Source organism: Janthinobacterium sp. 35 (assembly GCF_002754575.1).
Lineage (GTDB): Bacteria > Pseudomonadota > Gammaproteobacteria > Burkholderiales > Burkholderiaceae_D > Janthinobacterium > Janthinobacterium tructae.
Map to the genome: position 1 here is coordinate 5905420 of NZ_PEFN01000001.1, position 20349 is coordinate 5925768.

Below are 20349 nucleotides of genomic sequence, written 5' to 3' on the forward strand. Positions count from 1 at the left end.
CACATGCTGAGCGGCAGAATCCTTACCCCATCTGGCTGGATCACGGGCACCATCACTTTTGACCAGCGCATCGTCCAGATACAAGAAGACCCTGCCGCCGACAGCGCGCTGACCATTTTGCCCGGTTTTATCGACCTGCACGTGCACGGCGCGGCCGGCGTCGACATCATGGAAGGCGGCAACGCGGGCGCCAGCGTGGCGCAAGTGCACGCGCGCCACGGCACCACGGCCCTCCTGGGCACCACCCTGACAGCGAAGGAACCGTCGATTTTGCGCGCCCTGCAAGGCCTGGCCGGCGTCATCGCCGAGCGTCCTGCCAACGGCGCGCGCATGCTGGGCGTGCACCTGGAAGGCCCGTTTTTGAATTTGCACCGCCTGGGCGCGCAGCCGCCCGACGTGGTGCAAGCGAGCCTGGCGCTAGTGCAGCGCTTCCACGCCATCGCGCCCATCAAGGTACTCACCATGGCGCCGGAAATCCCCGGCCACCTGGAACTGATCCCGCAACTGGCGGCCATGGGCATCCGCGTGCAGATCGGCCACAGCGCCGGCACGTATGACGAAGGCGTGGCGGCCCTGATGGCCGGCGTCTCCGGTTTTACCCACCTGTACAACGGCATGACGGGCATGACGCATTACGATCCCGGCATGGTGGGCGCGGCGCTGGCGCATGCCGAATACGCGGAAATCATCCCCGACCTGCAGCACGTGGCAAAGGGCGCCCTGCGCGCGGCCCTGCGCGCCATCCCGCGCCTGTACGGCGTGACGGACGCCACCTCGGCCACCGGCATGCCCGATGGCGAATACGGCCTGGGCACGCAGCGCGTCTACAAATGCCTGGGCTGCGTGCGCCTGGCCACGGGTTCCTTGGCCGGCAGCGTGCTGACCATGGACCAGGCGCTGCGCAATTTCGTCGAACTGGGCCTGGACCTGGCCGACGCCTCGAACCGCTTGTCGCTATACCCGGCCGATTACCTGGGCGAATCCGCACGGGGCCGCCTGGCGCCCGGCGCCTGGGCCGACATCGTCGTCCTCGATCCCCAATTACAGCCAGTGTCCGTCTTCGTCGAAGGCGCGGCCATCGATCTTTCCACCCGCTAGATTCAGTCTCTAGACCCAGCCCCCAACCTCAACCCCGTCCCGGAGTTACCATGCACGACACGTCACACAAGGCCCCCGTGTGGGCCATGCGCTACCTGCTATTTATTGCCGGCATGGGGGGATTGCTGTACGGCATAGACATCGGCATCATCGCCGGCGCCCTGCCCTACCTGGAATCAACGGCCTCGGTGGCCTGGAAACTGACGGCCCAGCAGCTGAGTTTTATCGTCGCCGCCGTGCTATTGGGTTCAGTCCTGTCGTCGCTGTTCGCCGGCGCCCTGGCCGATATTATCGGCCGGCGCTGGGTGATGTTCCTGGCCGGCGCCCTGTTCAGCGCCAGCATCCCGCTGATCGCCCTGGCCGACGGCTACACGCCGCTGCTGCTGGGCCGTCTGCTGCAAGGCATCAGCGGCGGCTTGATCGGCGTCGTCGTGCCCCTGTACCTGGCCGAATGCCTGCCCGCGCAACAGCGCGGACGCGGCGCGGCCCTGTTCCAGCTGCTGCTGACCATCGGCCTGGTGGCTGCCGCCCTGATCGGCCTGCAGCAAGCGCAGACGGTGGAAACGGCCACGCAGGCGGCGCAAGCGTTGCCGGAAGCGGGCCGCATCGCCGCCATTTTTACCGCCAAGGACCACGCCTGGCGCAGCATCTTCTGGGTCTGTTTGACGCCGGGCCTGGTGTTTACCATCGGCGCCCTGCTGCTGGCCGAGTCGCCGCGCTGGCTGGCGCAACGGGGCCGCATCGAGCAGGCGCGCCAGTCGCTGCTGCGCACGCGATTGCCCGCTGCCGCCGACATCGAACTGCGCGAGATGCAAGACACGCCGGAAAACGCGGCCAAGATCAGCGGCAAGGCCAGGGATCCGCTGCTGAGCCGCCGCTACGTGCTGCCCTTCCTGCTCGCTTGCCTGATCCTCGCCTGCACGCAGGCGACGGGCATCAATTCCATCCTCGCGTATGTCGTCAATATCTTGAACCAGGCGGGCCTGTCGGGCGCCTCGGCCAACATGGCGGATGTGCTGCTGAAAGTACTCAATGCCGTGATGACGGTGGTGGCCGTGCTGCTGGTCGACCGCAAGGGCCGCAAATTCCTGCTGATGCTGGGCACGGGCGGCATCGTCGTCTCGCTGCTGGCGGCCGGGCTGCTGTTCCGCAGCGCCGAAGCGCACCTGGCCGACGTGCGTCCCGCCATCGCCGCCCAGGTACAAGCCGATGGCCTGACCCTGCAGCTCGATGCGCCCACCTTGACGGCGCTGGGCGCGGCGGCCGACGGCACGCCGCAGCAGCTGACCATCGCCTACGCCTACGGCCCGTTCACCAATGTGAAAAGCCTGCGCAGCGATGACCCCGTGCTGCGTCAGGTCAGCATCGCGCGCGACGACGCCGTGCAGGCCGACAGCGTGATCGGCGTGTTCTTCCGCCAGTTGCACCTGAACCCGTTCGCCGACCCGGCCGCCGGGCGCGAGGCGCCGCTGCGTATCGAGAAGGCCAGCCTGGGCCCCGTGCCCTCGTCCTCGCACGGCTGGCTGGTAGCGATTGCCATCTGCGTGTTCGTTTCCAGTTTTGCCGTGGGGCCGGGCGTGTGCGTGTGGCTGGCCCTGTCCGAACTGATGCCGACGCGCATCCGCTCGAACGGCATGAGCATCGCGCTGCTGGTGAACCAGTTCGTCTCGACGGTGATCGCCGCCATCTTCCTGCCGACCGTGGGCTTGCACGGCTATTCGACCTTGTTCTTCTTCGGCGCCGGCTGCACCGTGCTGTATTTCCTGGCTGCCGCCTTCCTGCTGCCGGAGACGAAGGGTAAAACCCTCGAAGAGATCGAAGCGCACTTTGCAAAGTAAGACAGAGTAACCAACTGTAGCAGTCTCCTTTCCAGCCCCGGCCCAACGTCCGGGGCTGTTTTTTTGCCTGTTGGACAAGTTTACCGGGCTGGCGCGCACGCCACCGTACGGTTTTCCTTCTGGAATCACGGGCGCGTGGGCTAGAATCTGGCTGCGTCGTGCTACTCACGAGGCGGCAATGGCGCCATGACAAAAACCACCAGGAGACACAGTGAGCTTATTTAGAACCAAGAATTTGGATGACATGATCGCCCACAGCAAGAAACCGGGAGGACTGGCCAAGGTGCTGGGGCCGTTCGACCTTGTCCTCATGGGCATAGGCGCCATCGTCGGCACGGGCATTTTCGTGCTCACCGGCACGGGCGCGCTGACGGCCGGCCCCGCCCTGTCGCTGTCGTTCGTCGTGGCCGCCGTTGCCTGCTGCTTCGCCGCCCTGTGCTATGCGGAATTCGCCTCCACCGTGCCGGTGGCCGGCTCCATCTACACCTACAGCTACGCGACTCTGGGCGAGCTGGCCGCCTGGATGATAGGCTGGGACTTGCTGCTCGAATACGGCCTGGCCGCGGCCGCCGTCTCCGTCGGCTGGTCCGGCTACTTCCAGTCGCTGCTGGCGGGCTTTGGCATCGCCCTGCCTGCGGCCCTGTCGGCCGCACCGGGCGCCCTGCCCGGCGTGACCACCTTCATCAACCTGCCGGCCCTGGTCATCATGCTGCTGCTGACGGCCATGCTGGGCTGGGGCGTGCGCGAATCGGCGCGCCTGAACAACATCATGGTGGCCATCAAGGTGGGCGTGGTGCTGCTGTTCATCATCTTCGGTGCGCGCCACGTACAGCCGGCCAATTGGCAGCCCTACATGCCGTTCGGCTACCACGGCATGCTGAGCGCCGCCGCCCTCGTCTTCTTCGCCTTCATCGGCTTTGACGCCGTCACCTCGGCCGCCGAGGAAGTCAAGAAGCCGTCGCGCGATCTGCCGATCGGCATCATCGGCTCGCTGGCCGTGTGCGCCGTGCTGTACGTGGTGGTCTCGGCCATCATGACGGGCATCGTGCCGTACCAGAAATTCCTCGGCGTCGACCATCCCGTCTCGCTGGCCCTGCAATATGCGGGCGAAAACTGGATCGCCGGCTTCGTCGACCTGGGCGCCATCCTCGGCATGACCACCGTGATCCTGGTGATGGCCTTCGGCCAGACGCGCATCATCTTCGCCATGTCGCGCGACGGCTTGCTGCCCAAGCGCCTGTCGACCGTGCATCCGCGCTTCCACACGCCGTTCTTCGCCACCTGGCTGGTGGGTATCGTCTTCGGCCTGATCGCCGCCGTGATCCCGCTCAACATCCTCGCCGAGCTGATCAACATTGGCACCCTGGCCGCCTTCACCATGGTGTCGATTGCCGTGGTGGTGCTGCGCAAGAAGCGCCCGGACCTGCCGCGCGCCTTCCGCTGCCCCGGCGTGCCGTATGTGCCGGCACTGGCCGTGATCCTGTGCGTGGGCCTGATGACTTTCCTCAGCTGGGTCACCTGGGTGGCCTTTACCATCTGGCTGGTGATCGGCCTGGTCATCTACTTCGGCTACGCGCGCCGCCGTTCGCTGCTGCACCCGCAGCAGTAAAAAGTCCCGTGCAGCGACATATCCTGTCGCTGCCGCAGTTAAGATGGCGGTCTCGCAACCACCGCAGGCCGCCATCCATGCAACCTTCCCCCGACCTCATCGCACAACTGGACCAGAGCACGGACCAGCTCAAGCGCGCGCGCCTGCGCAACATGCAGTGGCTGGCCGTCGGCTTGCTGCTGCTCGCCGCGCTGGTGTTTGCCGTGGCCCGCTCGCAGCGCGGCGGCCACCCCGCCTGGGGCTATGTGGAAGCGTTCGCCGAAGCGGCCATGGTGGGCGCGATAGCCGACTGGTTCGCCGTCGTCGCCCTGTTCCGCCACCCGCTGGGCATCCCCTTGTGGCATACGGCCATCATCCCGAACAGCAAGACGGACATCGGCCGCAGCCTGGGCGCCTTCGTGGAAAACCATTTCATTACCGAGCAAGGCATCGCCGAGCGCATCGTACAAGCCGACCCCGCCGCGCGCCTGGGAGCCTGGCTCAGTGACGAGCTCCACGCGCAGCAACTGGGCATGACCAGCGCCGGCGTGGCGAAACAGCTGCTGGCGATGCTCGACCATGAGAAGCTGGGCCGCCTGCTGCGTGACCAGGCCAGCAACTACCTGGGTCAATTGAACCTGTCGGAGGTGGCGGCCGACTGCCTCGACGCGCTGATCGCCGACGGCAAGCCGCAGCAGTTGCTGGACTTTATGCTCGACCGCAGCGCCGCCTACCTCGATGACGAGACACACCACGCCGCCATCGGCGACTTCGTGCTGGGCGCCTTCCAGATCGAGAACGCGCTGGTGAAAAAAGCCGTGAAAGCGTACGAGCCGCGCATGATCGCCTCGCTGCAAAAGTTTGCCGTCGCCGTGCGCGTCGATGCGCAGCACCCGCTGCGCCAGCGCATCGCCGGCTGGATCGCCGACAGCGCCTTGCACCTGAAGGCCGACCCGCACTGGCAGGAAACCGTGCGCCGCTACCAGCTACAGCTGATCGCCAGCGATACCGTGCAAGCCATGCTGGGCGACGTCTGGAGCAACATCAGCACGCGCCTGCTGGCCGACCTGCACGCGGACGCGCCCGTGCTGGCGCAAGCCATCGCCAGCCTGGCGCGCAACACGGGCAAGGTGCTGGCCGAAGACAGGAGCGCGCGGGAATGGCTGAACGATGCCATCGTCGCCGGCAGCGGCTCGCTGGTGCGCCGCTACCGGGGCGAAGTGGGCGCCTTCATCGCCGCCCGCCTGGACTTGTGGAGCAAGGATGAAATGAGCGAGCGCATCGAACTGGCCATCGGGCGCGACCTGCAATTCATCCGCATCAACGGCACCATCGTGGGCGGCCTGGCCGGCTTGCTGATTTATTCAGTCAGCCAGGCGTTTTAAGCGCCGGTGGCAGGCGCGGGAAGCGTGACGCCCAGCTGCACGGCCGGGCGGGCCGCCACGCGGGCATACCAGGCGCCCAGGTGGGGCCAGGCGGAAAAATCAAAGCCGACCAGCTGCGCGATATGCAGCCAGCCAAAGCTGGCGATGTCGGCGATGGAATAATCGTCGCCGGCCAGGTACGGACTGCCGGCCAGGCGGCCCTCCATGGTGGCGAAGGCCGCGTCGCACAGCTGGCGGAAGTGCGCCGTGGCCGTTACGTTTGCGCCCGCGTCGGCGATCTCGAAATGCACGCGCTGGCCCAGCATCGGCCCCATGCTGGCCGCGTGAAATTGCAGCCAGGTGATGGCGGCCCAGCGCTGCTGCGGCTGCGCGGGCAGCAAGCGCCCCGTTTTCTCGGCCAGGTACAGCAGGATGGCGGCCGACTCGAACACGGTGATGCCCGTGTCGTGATCGACCAGCACGGGAATGCGCCCGTGCGGATTGAGGGCCAGGAAGGCGGGCAGCCGGTGTTCGCCCTGTTCGATGCGCACATGGCGCAGCCGGTATGGCAAGCCCAGTTCGGCCAGCGCTATCGTGGCTTTGAAACCGTTCGGCGAGCTGTCGGTGTAGAGTTCCATCATGCTGCCGCCTCCTGGCGCGCGGCCTTGCCAGGCAGGATGGCGATGGCGCACGCCAGGCCCGCTGCCACCAGGCAGGCGGAAACGAGGATGGCGCTGCTGTAGCCTTGTGCCGCCGTTCCGCCGCCGGCCAGCACGGCAATGCTGACGGCCACGCCCACGGCCAGGCCGACGGCCGATCCGACTTCCTGGGTGGTGGTCAGCATGCCGCCCGCCAGGCCATGGTCCGCTTCCGGCACGCCATCGATGCCGGCCACGGTCCAGGCGGGAAACGCCAGGCCATAGCCGATGCCGGCCAGTACGGTGCCTGGCAGGATGGCTACGCCCCACGAGGCGAGCGTGGCCAGCGACGCGCCCAGCAGGGCCAGGCCGCCGATGAACAGCAGCATGCCGCTGACGATGACGGGCTTGGTGCCGCAGCGGGCGATCAGCGCCGGTCCGGCCCAGGCGCTGGCCAGGGTAAAGGCGACGGCCATCGGCAGCAATCCCAGTCCCGTGCGCGTGGCGGAAAACGCCAGCACTTCCTGCATGGCCAGCGCCACCACGACAAAGGTGGGGCCCAGGGCCGTGTTGGCCAGCAGGGAGACGATATTCGCGCCGCCCGTGGAGCGGCGCCGGAACACGGCCAGCGGCATCAGCGGCGCGGCAACGCGTCCCTCCACCCACACGAACAGCGCCAGCAAGGCCAGCGCCAGCGCGACCAGGGCAAAAGTGAACGGATGCGCCAGCCCCACATGCTCGCTATTGGCAAAGGCAAACACCAGCGTCGCCGCGCCCGACGCCACCAGCAGCGCGCCCCACACGTCGAGCGTGCCGCCAGCCGCAGCAATATCGGCATCGGGCCGGCCCAGGGGCAAGGCCGGCGACAGGGCCAGCACCAGCAAGCCGACGGGCACATTGATCCACAGCACCCAGCGCCAGCCCAGCAGGTCCGTGATGAAGCCACCGAGGATCAGGCCCGCGACAAAGCCGCTGGCCGCCACGGCCGTCCAGGCACCCAGCGCCCGGTTGCGCTGTGGCGGTTCGGGAAACACGGCCAGCAGCAGGGAGAATGCGGCCGGCGAAAACATGGCGGCGCCAAAGCCCTGCAGCGCGCGCGTGGCCACCAGCATGGCCGGGCTATGCGCAAAGCCGCCCAGCAGGGACGCCGCCGTAAACAGGACCACGCCCATGAGAAAGACGCGGCGGCGGCCGAACATGTCGGCCGCGCGCCCGCCCAGCAGCAGGAAGCCGGCAATGGCCACACCATACGCATTGATCACCCATTGCAGGCCGCCGGACGTAAAGCCCAGACTGTGCTGGATTTGCGGCAGGGGAATCATGGTGATGGAAAAATCGAGCAAGGCGACGAATTGCGTGGTGCACAGCAAAACCAGGCAAAGTTGCCTATGTGAAAGTAACATGGAGATCCTATCGATATAGTTTTACTCGACGTCAAAACAACGCCGCATGCCCCTATAATGCGTTTTTTAAGAGTGAAAATGAAACGATGATTTTTCGCTCGCAACTATAGAAAAACTATATCGATGAAGCATCCTTTACCACTCCAGGCCCTGCGCGCCTTTGTCGAAGTGGGCCAGCGCGGCAGCATCAAGGCGGCCGCCGAGGCGCTGCACGTGACGTCGGGCGCCGTCAGCCAGCAAATCCGCCTGTTGGAAGAGCGGGTCGGCATGCCCCTGTTTACCCGCGAACGCCAGGGCTTGCGCCTGACCGAAGCGGGCGCCATGGTCCACCCCACCCTGCTGGGCGCATTCGCGCAGATCGCCAGCGCCAGCCAGGCACTGGAAGACATGGGAGGGCGCCAGACGCTCACCGTCAGCACGGTGGCCACTTTTGCCGCCGCCTGGCTGGTGCCACGGCTGGGCCGCTTCAACCAGCGCCATCCGCATATCGAGGTGCGCGTGGAAGCAACATCCGCACTGGTGGACCTGCGCCGCGACCGGGTCGACGTGGCGCTGCGCCACGGCCTGGGCGAGTATCCGGGCCTGCAGGTGACGCGATTGATGGCGCCCGTGCTGGTGCCCGTCGCCAGCCCCGCCCTGATGGCGGGCCAGCCGCCCATCGCCACGCCAGGCGATTGCCTGCGCTACCCGCTGCTGCACGATACGGACCGCGCCGACTGGCCCTTGTGGCTGGCAGCGCATGGCGCCCAAGACGGCAGTGCCGATGCGGCGCGGGCGCTGCGCGGCTCCGCCTTCGAAGATGATTTTCTGTTGATCCGCGCAGCCGAGGCCGGCCAGGGCCTCGCCCTGGTGCCGCAGCTGTACGCGCAGGAGGAAATCGCCGCCGGGCGCCTGGTGCAAGTACTGGACTTGCCCTGGCCCGCGCGCTTTGCGTATTACCTGGTGGCGCGGCCCGATGCGGCCACACGCCCCGCCGTACAGGCATTCATCGCATGGATCTGCGAGGAGGCGCAGGCCACCGGTGCAGGCGGCTAAAGCGCCCCATCTGCGGCCGCGCACGACACTACGCCGCACACGGTACTGAACAACATCGGCATGCCGGCGCGCCCCGTGGCGATGCAAGTCACGGCCGGTATCACCGCCAACAACAGGGCCAGGCAGGCAATCGCCTTCAGGCGCCGCACGGGTGAGCGGAACACGCCCGCGCCCGGTCCTTGCGGATGGCGCGCGCTGCCGGACGGCGGCTGGTCCTTGTACACCGCTTCGCTGCGCCTTGCCGGTATTTTCGTAAGCATGTCCGCCTCCTCCATCCACAGTGATCCGCCTGGCATGTCAGGCCGGCCGCGCCACACGCGTACCGATCTGCATGCATTCCATTTTGCTGCATAAATTTACCAAATACAATAAATAAATCCACAAAGAAAATAATTTTTCCATCAACAGACACGCGACATGATGGAAAACTTGCCCGACCAGACAGTAAAAATACCTACAACACGCTGTCACTTCCGTCAAGACTTGAATTTCTTTGTGCTCAAAAACCAAATAAATCATGAAAATCGTAATATTTGTTGAAATCATTTTTATTTGATGTATGATGATTCTCAAGGAAATATCAAGGCGATGCAGCAGCGCTCTTTGCTTCGATCGCCAGACATCTCTGCCTTCTTTGTAGGGGACAAGCACATGAACAAAATCCTGGCCTTGCGCCTGCTCAACGCCGCCGACGCCGCCATCATCATCGATGCAGGCTCACGCATCCGCTATGCAAACGACGCCATGTATGCGCTGAGCGGCTATGCCCCGGGCAGCCTGTCGGGCCAGCAGATCGAGGCGCTGCTGCCGGACTCGGTGCGCGAGCAGCATGGCGCACGGATCGGCGCCTATCTGGCCGGCGACAGGAAGTCCACGGTACTCGGGCACAAGCGCCATTTCGCCATCCGTCACCACGATGGCACGATGCTGCCCATCGTGCTCAAGGCCGTGGACCTGGGCAAGCTGGACGACGAAAACTATCTGGGTGCCTTTTTCATCGACCAGCGCCACGAACGCGCCATCGAAGAGCAGAATGCGGCCCGCTGGCAGCAGTTGCAGCACATCGCCCTGAGCGACCCCCTGACCCACCTGCCGAACCGCCGCGCCTTCGAGATCGAAGCCGTGCGTTCGGCCGCGCGGGCCAGCCGCGCGGGCAGTGCGATGACCATCGGCATCGCCGACATCGATTTCTTCAAGAAGGTCAATGACCGGCATGGCCACGCCGCCGGCGACGCCGTGCTGCAAGCCATCGCGGCCGCGCTGCAGTCCCAGGCACGGGCATCCGATGTCGTCGCCCGCGTGGGCGGCGAGGAATTCGGCTTGCTGTTCCCGCATACGGACATGACCATGGCGTACAAGGTGGCCGAACGCATCCGCCTTGCCGTGGCCGCAACGTGCGTCGACTTCGAGCACACGGCCATCACGGCGACGATCAGCATCGGCCTGGCGCCGCTGCCCAACAACGGCGACTGGAAAGCCTGTTTCATGCAAGCCGACGCCGCGCTGTACCAGGCCAAGAGCAATGGCCGCAACCGCACCGAGCAGATTTGAGCACCAGCCGGTCACCCTCGCAGTTTCATGCATCACGCATCACCTGACAGGAGCAAGCACATGGAAACCACCACGACACATGCCGCGGCAGCGAGCCAGCCGGCACAAGCGGGCGCCCGGGAATTACTGGTCTTTGGCCTGGGCAATGAGGAATACGCGATCGACATCGGCCTGGTGCAGGAAATCCGCGGCTACGGCGCCGTGACCCATATGGCCAATGCGCCCGCCTTCCTCAAGGGTTTCATAAACCTGCGCGGCAGCATCGTGCCGCTGATTGACCTGCGCATCGCACTGGGCCAGGCCGAGCCCGCGTACGACGCCTCGACCGTGGTGATCATCCTCATCTTCGCGCATGGCGCCACCGGCATCGTGGTCGACCGCGTGGCCGATGTGGTGCCGCTGGCACCGGCACAGATCAAGCCTCCGCCGCAGCTGCATGGCTCGGCGATGGCCGGCCACGTAACGGCCATCGGCAGCCTGGACGAACGCATGCTGATCGTGCTCGACATGAACAGCCTGCTGGCGGGCCTGGGCGTGCAAGCCACGGGCAAACTGGCTGCCTGAGGCGCCATCGCGTCCGCTACCTGACCGCCAACCTCCGGAGACACCATGAGCATCCTGATCGTCGATGACAACGACACCAACCTGAACCTGCTATCGACGCTGGCGCGCAAGGCCAGCAGCATCGAGCCCGTCTGCATGAACGACCCCATCGATGCGTTGACCTGGTGCGAGTCGCATGTGCCGGACCTGGTCCTGCTCGACTACCGGATGCCCAGCCTGTCGGGCAACGAATTTCTCAGCATCTTTCGCAAAATGCGGGGCATGGCCGACATCCCCATCATCATGGTCACCACCGAAAACGACCGCGCCGTGCGCAAGCAGGCTTTTTCGCTCGGTGTCACGGAGTTTCTCACCAAACCCGTCGACACCATCGAATTCAGCCTGCGCGTGCGCAATCTGCTGGCCCTGCGCATGGCGCAAACCTTGCTGGCCGACCGCGCCAAGCTGCTCGAACATGAAGTGCGCCAGGCCATCGCCAACGTCACGGCGCGCGAGATGGAACTGGTCACGCGCCTGGCGCGGGCGGCCGAATTCCGCGACCCCGAAACGGGTGCTCACATCATGCGCATGGCGCGCTATTCGGCGCTGATCGCCAGGAACCTGGGCATGGATGCGCAATGGCAGGAATTGCTGCTCAAGGCGGCCCCCATGCACGACGTGGGCAAGCTGGCCACGCCCGACCATATCCTGCTCAAGCCGGGCCGGCTGGACCCCGGGGAAATGGCCATCATGCGCCAGCATGCGGAAATCGGCGGCAAGATCCTCGCCGGCAGCGATGCCCCACTGATCCAGCTGGCCGAGGAAATCGCCCGCGGCCACCACGAAAAATACGACGGCAGCGGCTATCCGCGCGGCCTGGCGGGCGAACAGATACCGCTGTCGGCGCGCATCGTCGCCGTGGCCGATGTCTTCGACGCCCTGAGTTCGGCGCGCCCGTACAAGCCGGCCTGGCCCGTGGAGCAGGCGCGCCTGTTCCTGCAACAGAACCAAGGCAGCCATTTCTGCCCGCGCTGCATCGACGCCTTCCTGGGCGCCTGGGACGAGGTGCTCGATATCCGCGACAGCCTGCCCGACCCCGTCCAGCATCACGCCCACCCACTGTAAGCGAGGACCCTGCCATGCGCGTGCAACAACTGATCCTGAAAAACCGTGCCGACATCGATGCCGTACTGGCGCCCCTGGCCGCCATGCAGCCGCAGCTGGTACTGGTGTTTGGCGCCTGCGCCTATTTTTCCACCCCCGAACTGACGGCGGCGCTGCGCCGCCAACTGCCCGGCGCCGTGATCGCCGGCTGTTCCACGGCCGGCGAGATCGCCGGCAAGCGCGTCTACGACGGCAGCTGCGTCATCACCGCCATCAGCTTCGCGCACACGGCAGTGGCAATTGCCGACGCCATCATCTGCGACATGGCGGACTCGCACGAGGCGGGCCAGCGCCTGGCGCAGGCGCTGCCGCAGGACGGCCTGACGGCGGTCTTCATGCTGGGCACGGGCGTGGCCATCAACGGCAGCGCCCTGATTGCTGGCCTGCAGGCGCATCTGCCGCCGGGCGTGACCATCTCGGGCGGGCTGGCCGCCGACGGCGGCGCCTTCCGCCAGACCTGGACCCTCGGTCCGCGCGGCGCGGCCGACAATACCATCGTCGCCGTCGGCCTGTACGGCGAGCATATCCGCCTCGGCTACGGCAGCCATGCGGGCTGGGAAGCGTTCGGCCCCGCGCGCAAGGTGACGCGCTGTGTCGACAACGTGCTGTATGGCCTCGATGGCGCGCGCGCGCTGGACATCTACAAACTGTACCTGGGCGACCATGCGCGCGACCTGCCCGGCTCGGGGCTGCTGTTTCCGTTTGAAATGCTCTCGGCGGCGCATGAAAAAAGCAATGTGTTTCGCACCATCCTCGCCGTCGATGAAGAACAGGGTTCGCTGACACTGGCCGGCGACATCCTCGCCGACGGCTACCTGAAACTGATGCATTCCAGTACCAACCGGCTGATCGACGGGGCTGAAATGGCCGCGCGCGGTGTCCAGCGCCATGCCGATACGCTGGGCGACCAGCTGGCCCTGCTGGTCAGCTGCGTGGGGCGCAAGCTGGTCATGGGCGACCGGGTCGAGGAAGAGGTAGAAGCGGTGGCCGACGTGCTGGGCAGCGGCGCCACCTGCATCGCCGGTTTTTACTCGAACGGCGAAATCGGCATCACGCAGCCGCATGGCGCATGCCAGCTGCATAACCAGACCATGACCGTGACTGTGCTGAGCGAAACATGAACCGCACCCTGGCACGCCAATTGAGCCGCGTCTGCGATATCGACTCGGAAAGCGCCTGCATCGCCTTGCTGGAACAGGCCCAGGCATTTGCGGCGCAAGCGGGCACGCCGCCCGAACTGGCCGCGTTCCTGGCCGGCCTGCCGGCCCTGCTGCTGCGCATCGACGGCAGCTACGAACAGGCCGAACGCGACCTCGACTTGCGTTCGCGCAGCCTGGAGCTGAGTTCGACAGAACTGAGCATGACCAATGACCTGCTGCGCACGGAACTGGCCAGCCGCAACCGCGTCCTGCAATCGCTGCGCGTGGCGGCCGTGCGCCTGCTCGACAACGACGATTCCGGCCTGCACCTGCCGCAGGAAGGCGATATCGAGGGCCTCTCGGTGCTGCTCGCCGAGCTGATATCGCAGCAGGAATTGCGCCGCATCGAACTGCAGAACCAGCGCTTTGCGATGGACCAGCATGCCATTGTCAGCATCACCGACACGGCCGGCGTCATCATTTACGTCAACGACAAGTTCTGCGCCATCAGCGGGTTCGCGCGCGAAGAACTGATCGGCAAGACGCACCGCCTGATCAATTCGCACACGCATCCTGACGCCTACTTCGCGCAGATGTGGCAAACCATCACCACGGGCCAGGTCTGGCATGGCGAAATCTGCAACCACGCCAAGGATGGCGGGCAATACTGGGTCGACGCCACCATCGTGCCCTTCCTCGACGCCGCCGGCGAACCCTATCAGTACATCGCCATCCGCACGGAAATCAGCGACAGCAAACGCATGGCAGAGACCATCGCGAAAAGCGAGCGCGAATACCGCAATGTCGTCAACAGCCTGCATGAAGTGGTCTTCCGCACCGACCTGAACGGCGCCTGGACCTTCCTGAACCCCGCCTGGGACACCATCACCGGCTTCGGCGCCGCCGACAGCCTGGGCAAGCATGTGTTGCAATTCATCGATGCGCGCGACCGCGAGCGCGCCGCCGCCGGCCTGTCCCAGCTGCTGAGCGGCCAGGTGGACAGCATGCGCCATGAAGCGCGCTACGTCACCCGCGACGGCGACGTGCGCTGGGTCGACGTGTGCGCGCGCGCCGAACGCGATGGCCAGGACCGCCTGACCGGCATCACCGGCAGCCTGACCGACATCACGGAGCGGCGCCTGGCGGCACGCGAGCTGCGGCACAACCTCAACTTTGTCGACGCGCTGATCGAAACCATTCCTATCCCTTTGTACCTGAAGGATGTACAGGGCCGCTACCTGCGCGCCAACCGCGCCTATTGCGCCTTCTTCCAGCGCGCGCAGGCGGACATCCTGGGCAAGACGGTAGCCGACATCCTGCCGCAGCAGGAGGCGCAGCAAGTGCTGCGGCGCGACCTGGAACTGCTGCAGGAGCGCGGCAACCAGACATATGAAGAGCGGCTGAGCGTCGGCGCGCGCCAGGTCGATGTGCTGTTCAGCAAGGCTGCCCTGCTGAAGTCCGATGGCAGCCTGCACGGCCTGGTCGGCACCATTGTCGACATTTCCAGCCAAAAGGCGGCTGAACGGGCGCTGCTGCTGGCCAAGGAAGTGGCCGAATCGGCCAGCCGCTCGAAGAGCGAATTCCTGGCCAACATGAGCCACGAAATCCGCACGCCGATGAACGGCATCCTGGGCATGACGGACCTGGTGCTCGACTCCGAACTCGACGTCCACCAGCGCAAATACCTGGAAATCGTCAAGGCTTCGGCCGATGCCCTGCTGTGCATTATCAACGACATCCTCGATTTCTCGAAGATCGATGCGGGCATGCTGACCCTGGAAAGCATCCCTTTCAAACTGCGCCAACTGATGCAGGAAACCATGCGCGCACTCGCCATGCGGGCCCAGGCCAGCGGCCTGGAACTGGTGCTCGACATCGATCCCGCACTGCCGCACACCTTGCTCGGCGACCCTGGCCGGCTGCGCCAGATCCTCACCAACCTGGCGGGCAACGCCATCAAGTTCACGCCGCGCGGCGAGGTCACTGTCAGTGCCCGGCTGCGCGCCAGCGGCGATGGCATGGCCCAGCTGCAGCTGTGCGTGCGCGACACCGGCATCGGCATCGCCGCCGACATGCAGGAGGCCGTCTTCGACGCCTTCCAGCAGGAAGACGGTTCGACCACGCGGCGCTTCGGCGGCACGGGACTGGGCCTGTCGATCACGCGCCGCCTGGTGGGCATGATGGGCGGCAGCATCAGCCTGTCGAGCGAACTGGGCAAGGGCAGCAGCTTCAGCGTCGACCTGGCCCTGCCCATCGGCGAGCATCAGCCTTGCCTGCCGCCGCCGGGCGCCTCGCTGGCGGCGCGGGCGATCCTGCTGGTCGACGACAATTCCAGCAGCCTGACCATCCTGCGCAAGATCTTCGAGCACAGCGGTGCCAGCATCATCGCCTGCGAGTCGGGCGAGGCGGCGCTGGAACACTGCCGCAGCGCCCTGCCGGCCGACTGCATCATCATGGACTTTGCCATGCCGGGCTTGAATGGCTTCGACACGGCATCGGCGCTGGCCGCCCTGCCCCACTGGAGCCAGGTGCCCATCGTCATGCTATCGTCCGGCGGCAGCCTGGGTGACGCGGCGCGCTGCCGCGAACTGGGCATCGACGGCTATCTGCTCAAGCCGGCCAGCCCCGAGGAATTGCTGGCCATCACCATGAGCGTGCTGGGCACCTGCCGCGGCATGCCCGGCGCCACCCCCGTGATCACGCGCCATGCCGTGCGGGAAAGCATGCCTGGGCTGGACGTCCTGCTGGTCGAGGACAACGCCATGAACCGCGAACTGGCCACCGTGCTGCTGTCGAATGCGGGCCACCGGGTCACGCATGCGGAGAACGGCCACGAGGCGCTCGACCGTCATGCCGCCGGCCATTTCGACATGATCCTGATGGACCTGCAGATGCCGGAAATGGGCGGTTTCGAAGCCACTGCGCAGATACGCCAGCGCGAAGCGCAAGGCATGCCGAAGAGCGTCATCATCGCCATGACGGCCAGCGCCTTCGAAGGCGACCGCGAACGCTGCATCGCCGGCGGCATGGACGACTACCTGTCCAAGCCTTTCCGCACCGCCGCCTTCCAGAGCCTGATCGAGCAGCATGTATTGCAAATCAGCAAGCTGCCGCTGCCGCCCGCCATGGCGTCGCAAGTGGCAGTGCTGGCCACCGGCAGCGCGCCACGCTTCGACTACGGCGCCGCGCTGTCCAACGCCGACGCCGAGGTGGTCGCCATCATCGGCACCTCCTTCCTGGCCGGCTTGCCGGAGCAGCTGGCCGCCTTGCGTGCAGCCCTGCAGGCGGGCGAGCGGCCCAGCGCGAGCCGGCAGGCACATACCCTGGCCGGCTTGCTGGCCAACTTCCATGCCATCCCCGCCGTCGCCATCGCCGCAGCCATCGAGCGCGAATCGGCACAGGCCCCGCAGGCGGCCTTGCTGGCGCGCCTCGCTGCGCTGGAGGAACAGTTGCGGCTGTTCCTGCAGGAAACGGGCGCGGCCATCCAGGCGGCAAGCGGGACGCTGCACGCATCGGGGCAAACTTGATGTAGATCATAATTTTTTGAACAAGCTCTTGCTATCCTGTAAAAAAATGACAGGAGTCCTGAATGAGCAAGACGCAGGCGAGCAATGCGCAGCAAAACCTTGAACATGAGCGCCAGGGCAGCGCCTGGCAAGGCGTGCCGGTGCCCGACTATCCGGAGAGCGCGCCAGAAGGCGCCACCCTGGACCTGCTGCTGAACGCCTGGCTGGGCAAGTTCACGGGCGGCATTTCGCCGGCCGCGCTGGGCAATGCCTATGCCGACTGGCTCAGCCACCTGGCGCTGGCGCCATCGAAACAGCTGACCCTGCTGCAAGAAGCGTGGAAGAAGATCGCTCGCTGGCAGCAGTACGCGCTGCAATCTGCGCTGCAGCCGGCGCAGAGCGGCAGCGCCGGTGCGCCGCCATGCATCACCCCGCTGCCGCAGGACCGGCGCTTCGAAGACCCCGCGTGGCAGCGCTGGCCGTACAACCTGGCCTACCAGGGCTTCTTGCTGCAGCAGCAGTGGTGGCACCGCGCCACCACGGGCGTGCGCGGCGTCTCGCCGCACCACGAAGATGTCGTCACGTTTACCGTGCGCCAGTGGCTCGACATGCTGGCGCCGTCGAACTTCATGCTGACCAATCCCGTGGTGCAGCAAACAACCCTGGCGAGCGGTGGCGCCAACCTGGCGAACGGCGCGCAGCACCTGGCCGACGACTGGCGCCGCGCCGCCATGGGCGCGCATGCGCCCGACCAGCGCAGCTACAAGGCGGGCGAAAACGTGGCCGTCACGCCCGGCAAGGTGGTCTACCGCAATGACCTGATCGAGCTGCTGCAGTACGCGCCGGCGACAGCGAGCGTGCATGCCACGCCGCTGCTGTTCGTGCCGGCCTGGATCATGAAATACTACATACTCGACCTGTCGCCGTCCAATTCGCTGGTGCGCTACCTGGTGGGCCAGGGCCACACGGTGTTCATGATTTCCTGGAAAAACCCGCAGGAAGAAGACCGCGAGCTGTCGCTGGAAGACTACCGCCAGCTGGGCGTGATGGACGCGCTCGACGCCGTTGCCCGCATCACGGGCGCGCCGCAGGTACACGCGGCCGGCTACTGCCTGGGTGGCACCCTGCTGGCGATTGCCGCCGCCAGCATGGCGCGCGACGGCGATACACGCCTGGCCAGCCTCACCATGCTGGCGTCGCAGGTGGACTTCAAGGAACCGGGCGAACTGTCGCTGTTCATCGACGAGAGCCAGGTGAGCTTCCTGGAAGCGGCCATGTGGAAGCAGGGTTATCTCGACACGAAACAGATGGCGGGCGCCTTCCAGCTGCTGCGTTCGAACGACTTGATCTGGTCGCGCCGGCTGCGCCATTACCTGCTCGGCCTCGATGAGCAGGACAGCGACCTGATGGCCTGGAATGCGGACGCCACGCGCATGCCCTGCCGCATGCATTCGGAATACCTGCGCCGTTTGTTCCTGCACAACGACCTGGCCGAAGGCCGCTACCGCACGGCAGGGCGCCACATCGCCCTGCCCGACATCGATGCCCCCATCTTTGCCGTCGGCACCCTGACGGACCACGTGGCGCCATGGCGCTCCGTGTATAAACTGCAGCTGCTGACCGACACGGACGTCACCTTCCTGCTCACCTCGGGCGGCCACAATGCGGGCGTGGTCTCGCCGCCGGGCCAGGCGCGCCGCAGCTACCAGCTAGCCACGCACCGCCACGACGCGCCCTACATCGACGCGGACAGCTGGCAGCGCGACGTGCCGCACCACGACGGTTCGTGGTGGCCCGCCTGGCAAGCCTGGCTGGCAGAGCGCTCGGGCGCGCAGGTGGCGCCGCCGGCCATGGGCCCCGACCTGGGCGACGCGCCAGGCAACTACGTGCTGCAGACTTGACAACCGACTTTCGACAACCGAGGAAAACGCCATGCCCTACACTACCCTGCTGGTCCACGTCGACAATTCCAGCCACTGCGCCCAGCGCATCCGCCTGGCCGTGCGCCTGGCCATTGCCGAAGGCGCCCACCTGATCGGCTCGGCCATGAGCGGCCTCTCGCGCTATGCGTATGGCGGCGGCGTCAACGCGCTGCAGTTTGCGCCGGCGCAGATGCAGGCGCTGCGCAGCCAGGCCAGCGAGGCGCTGCACGACTTCGAGCGCATCGCCCGCGAAGAAGGCCTGGGCACCTACGAAACGCGCTTCGTCGACGACGATGCGCAAGGCGCGCTGCTGCTGCAGGCGCGCTATTGCGACTTGCTGATCCTCGGCCAGACGGACGCGCAGGATACGCCCTCGCGCGTCATCGCCGGCACGCCCGAATACCTGATGCTGCATTGCGGCCGGCCCGTGCTGATGGTGCCGCACGCGCCGACCACCGCGCTATCGGATACCGCGCAGCATCCGCTGCTGGCCTGGAACGGCAGCGCCGAAGCGCTGCGCGCCATCACCGATGCGCTGCCGCTGCTGCAACGCGCGCGGCAGGTGACCCTGGCCGTCGTCAATTCGCACGCCCAGCCGGCCGCGCACGGCGAGCAGCCGGGTGCCGACCTGGCCCTGTACCTGGCGCGCCACGGCGTCAACGTCGAAGTGCTGCAGCACGACACGCCGCACGGCCAGGACGTGGGCGCGGCCCTGCTGGCCATGGCGACGCAGCGCCAGTGCGACCTGATCGTGATGGGCTGCTACGGCCACATGCGCCTGCGCGAAGCGCTGCTGGGCGGCGTCACGCGCACGGTACTGCAGGACATGACCTTGCCGGTGCTGGTGTCGCACTGACAGCGTCAGGCTGCCGGGGCGCCGAACAGCGCCCCGATACCCGATGCCGCCGCCATCGACAGTGCGCTCCAGAACACCACGCGCAGCACGCCCCGGCCCACGCGCGCGCCGCCGGCCCTGGCGGCCAGGCCACCCAGCAAGGCGAGCGATAGCAGCGACGCCACGACGATGGCCGGCGCCAGCATGGACAGCGGCGCCAGCAACACCACCAGCAGCGGCAACGCCGCGCCGACGGCAAAGCTGAGCGCCGAGGCCAGCGCCGCCTGCAGCGGGCGTGCGCGCATGCTCTCGGTGATGCCCAGTTCATCGCGCGCATGCGCGCCAATCGCATCGTGCGCCGTCAGCGCCCTGGCCACCTGCGCGGCCAGCGCCGGTTCCAGGCCGCGCGCCACATAAATGTGCGTCAGCTCGTGCAGCTCCCCCTTGGGATCGTCGAGCAGCTCGCCGCCCTCGCGCTCGAGCGCCGCCTGTTCCGTATCGGCCTGCGACTGCACCGAGACATATTCGCCCGTGGCCATCGACATGGCACCCGCCACCAGGCCGGCCACGCCGGCCACCAGGATGCTGTCGTGCGTGGCGTGCGCCGCCACCACGCCCAGCACCAGGCTGGCCGTCGAGACGATGCCGTCATTGGCGCCCAGCACGGCGGCGCGCAGCCAGCCCACGTTGTCCATCCGGTGAAACTCGCGGTGTCGCAATGGCAT

16 protein-coding genes are annotated in these 20349 nt (G+C 66.4%); 12 read left to right on the top strand and 4 right to left on the bottom strand.

Translation table 11 applies throughout. The features are described 5' to 3' along the window. Positions 1 to 3: 3 nt before the first annotated feature. The 4 genes from CLU93_RS26210 (at position 4) to CLU93_RS26225 (ending at position 5909) form a co-directional block, all read left to right on the top strand. On the top strand, positions 4 to 1098 hold the full coding sequence (locus CLU93_RS26210; RefSeq protein ID WP_099764007.1) for an N-acetylglucosamine-6-phosphate deacetylase: 1095 nt from the start codon (positions 4 to 6) through the stop codon (positions 1096 to 1098). A gap of 50 nt (positions 1099 to 1148) precedes the next feature. Next, positions 1149 to 2936: an MFS transporter gene (locus CLU93_RS26215; protein WP_099764008.1), complete on the top strand. Its 1788-nt coding sequence runs from the start codon at positions 1149 to 1151 to the stop codon at positions 2934 to 2936. Positions 2937 to 3147: 211 nt separating this feature from the next. Further along, complete coding sequence (locus tag CLU93_RS26220) at positions 3148 to 4545, top strand: amino acid permease (protein ID WP_099764009.1); 1398 nt, start codon at positions 3148 to 3150, stop codon at positions 4543 to 4545. Between the two features lie 77 nt (positions 4546 to 4622). Further along, the gene (locus tag CLU93_RS26225; RefSeq protein ID WP_099764010.1) at positions 4623 to 5909 is read left to right on the top strand and encodes a DUF445 domain-containing protein; all 1287 of its coding nucleotides are present in this window, start codon (positions 4623 to 4625) and stop codon (positions 5907 to 5909) included. Here CLU93_RS26225 and CLU93_RS26230 read toward each other — a convergent pair. Both CLU93_RS26230 and CLU93_RS26235 read right to left on the bottom strand, forming a co-directional pair. Then, the gene (locus tag CLU93_RS26230) at positions 5906 to 6529 is read right to left on the bottom strand and encodes a glutathione S-transferase family protein (RefSeq protein WP_099764011.1); all 624 of its coding nucleotides are present in this window, start codon (positions 6527 to 6529) and stop codon (positions 5906 to 5908) included. The two genes, CLU93_RS26225 and CLU93_RS26230, sit on opposite strands and share 4 nt — an antisense overlap. Next, positions 6526 to 7929: an MFS transporter gene (locus CLU93_RS26235; RefSeq protein ID WP_099764012.1), complete on the bottom strand. Its 1404-nt coding sequence runs from the start codon at positions 7927 to 7929 to the stop codon at positions 6526 to 6528. Before CLU93_RS26235 ends, CLU93_RS26230 begins: the two co-directional genes overlap by 4 nt. Before the next feature lie 123 nt (positions 7930 to 8052). Here CLU93_RS26235 and CLU93_RS26240 point away from each other — a divergent pair, with 123 nt between their 5' ends. Then, complete coding sequence (locus CLU93_RS26240; protein ID WP_099764013.1) at positions 8053 to 8964, top strand: LysR substrate-binding domain-containing protein; 912 nt, start codon at positions 8053 to 8055, stop codon at positions 8962 to 8964. Here the strand turns inward: CLU93_RS26240 and CLU93_RS26245 are convergent. Further along, positions 8961 to 9224, bottom strand: a complete 264-nt coding sequence (locus CLU93_RS26245) for a hypothetical protein (protein ID WP_143451822.1) — start codon at positions 9222 to 9224, stop codon at positions 8961 to 8963. The genes CLU93_RS26240 and CLU93_RS26245 overlap by 4 nt on opposite strands. Before the next feature lie 391 nt (positions 9225 to 9615). Between CLU93_RS26245 and CLU93_RS26255 the strand changes: the two genes are divergently transcribed. The 7 genes from CLU93_RS26255 to CLU93_RS26285 all read left to right on the top strand — a co-directional run bounded on the left by CLU93_RS26255 (position 9616) and on the right by CLU93_RS26285 (position 19645). Beyond that, entirely contained in the window at positions 9616 to 10515 is a 900-nt protein-coding gene (locus tag CLU93_RS26255; RefSeq protein WP_180287953.1) for a GGDEF domain-containing protein, read from the top strand. 60 nt (positions 10516 to 10575) lie between these two features. After that, positions 10576 to 11079 carry a chemotaxis protein CheW gene (locus CLU93_RS26260; protein WP_099764017.1) on the top strand — a complete coding sequence of 168 codons (504 nt, stop codon included), beginning with the start codon at positions 10576 to 10578 and terminating at the stop codon, positions 11077 to 11079. 45 nt (positions 11080 to 11124) lie between these two features. Then, positions 11125 to 12183: an HD domain-containing phosphohydrolase gene (locus CLU93_RS26265; protein WP_099764018.1), complete on the top strand. Its 1059-nt coding sequence runs from the start codon at positions 11125 to 11127 to the stop codon at positions 12181 to 12183. Between the two features lie 14 nt (positions 12184 to 12197). Then, on the top strand, positions 12198 to 13343 hold the full coding sequence (locus CLU93_RS26270) for an FIST signal transduction protein (protein ID WP_099764019.1): 1146 nt from the start codon (positions 12198 to 12200) through the stop codon (positions 13341 to 13343). After that, a complete protein-coding gene (locus tag CLU93_RS26275; protein WP_099764020.1) occupies positions 13340 to 16888 on the top strand; it encodes a PAS domain S-box protein in 3549 nt (1182 codons plus the stop codon). The genes CLU93_RS26270 and CLU93_RS26275 overlap by 4 nt, the downstream gene beginning before the upstream one ends. A 62-nt stretch (positions 16889 to 16950) precedes the next feature. Continuing rightward, entirely contained in the window at positions 16951 to 18768 is a 1818-nt protein-coding gene (locus tag CLU93_RS26280; protein WP_180287954.1) for a PHA/PHB synthase family protein, read from the top strand. Between the two features lie 31 nt (positions 18769 to 18799). Further along, positions 18800 to 19645 (top strand): universal stress protein, encoded by an 846-nt coding sequence (locus CLU93_RS26285; RefSeq protein WP_099764021.1) that lies wholly within the window; start codon positions 18800 to 18802, stop codon positions 19643 to 19645. Positions 19646 to 19650: 5 nt separating this feature from the next. On the opposite strand, the gene CLU93_RS26290 is transcribed toward CLU93_RS26285, so the two are convergent. Then, a complete protein-coding gene (locus CLU93_RS26290; RefSeq protein ID WP_071077573.1) occupies positions 19651 to 20349 on the bottom strand; it encodes a VIT1/CCC1 transporter family protein in 699 nt (232 codons plus the stop codon).

Coding starts and splice junctions, on each gene's coding strand:
- CLU93_RS26210 (WP_099764007.1), top strand. CDS start 4: ATGCTGAGCGGCAGAATCCTTACCCCATCTGGCTGGATCACGGGCACC.
- CLU93_RS26215 (WP_099764008.1), top strand. CDS start 1,149: ATGCACGACACGTCACACAAGGCCCCCGTGTGGGCCATGCGCTACCTG.
- CLU93_RS26225 (WP_099764010.1), top strand. CDS start 4,623: ATGCAACCTTCCCCCGACCTCATCGCACAACTGGACCAGAGCACGGAC.
- CLU93_RS26230 (WP_099764011.1), bottom strand. CDS start 6,529: ATGATGGAACTCTACACCGACAGCTCGCCGAACGGTTTCAAAGCCACG.
- CLU93_RS26235 (WP_099764012.1), bottom strand. CDS start 7,929: ATGTTACTTTCACATAGGCAACTTTGCCTGGTTTTGCTGTGCACCACG.
- CLU93_RS26240 (WP_099764013.1), top strand. CDS start 8,053: ATGAAGCATCCTTTACCACTCCAGGCCCTGCGCGCCTTTGTCGAAGTG.
- CLU93_RS26245 (WP_143451822.1), bottom strand. CDS start 9,224: ATGCTTACGAAAATACCGGCAAGGCGCAGCGAAGCGGTGTACAAGGAC.
- CLU93_RS26255 (WP_180287953.1), top strand. CDS start 9,616: ATGAACAAAATCCTGGCCTTGCGCCTGCTCAACGCCGCCGACGCCGCC.
- CLU93_RS26260 (WP_099764017.1), top strand. CDS start 10,576: ATGGAAACCACCACGACACATGCCGCGGCAGCGAGCCAGCCGGCACAA.
- CLU93_RS26265 (WP_099764018.1), top strand. CDS start 11,125: ATGAGCATCCTGATCGTCGATGACAACGACACCAACCTGAACCTGCTA.
- CLU93_RS26270 (WP_099764019.1), top strand. CDS start 12,198: ATGCGCGTGCAACAACTGATCCTGAAAAACCGTGCCGACATCGATGCC.
- CLU93_RS26275 (WP_099764020.1), top strand. CDS start 13,340: ATGAACCGCACCCTGGCACGCCAATTGAGCCGCGTCTGCGATATCGAC.
- CLU93_RS26280 (WP_180287954.1), top strand. CDS start 16,951: ATGAGCAAGACGCAGGCGAGCAATGCGCAGCAAAACCTTGAACATGAG.
- CLU93_RS26285 (WP_099764021.1), top strand. CDS start 18,800: ATGCCCTACACTACCCTGCTGGTCCACGTCGACAATTCCAGCCACTGC.
- CLU93_RS26290 (WP_071077573.1), bottom strand. CDS start 20,349: ATGCCATTGCGACACCGCGAGTTTCACCGGATGGACAACGTGGGCTGG.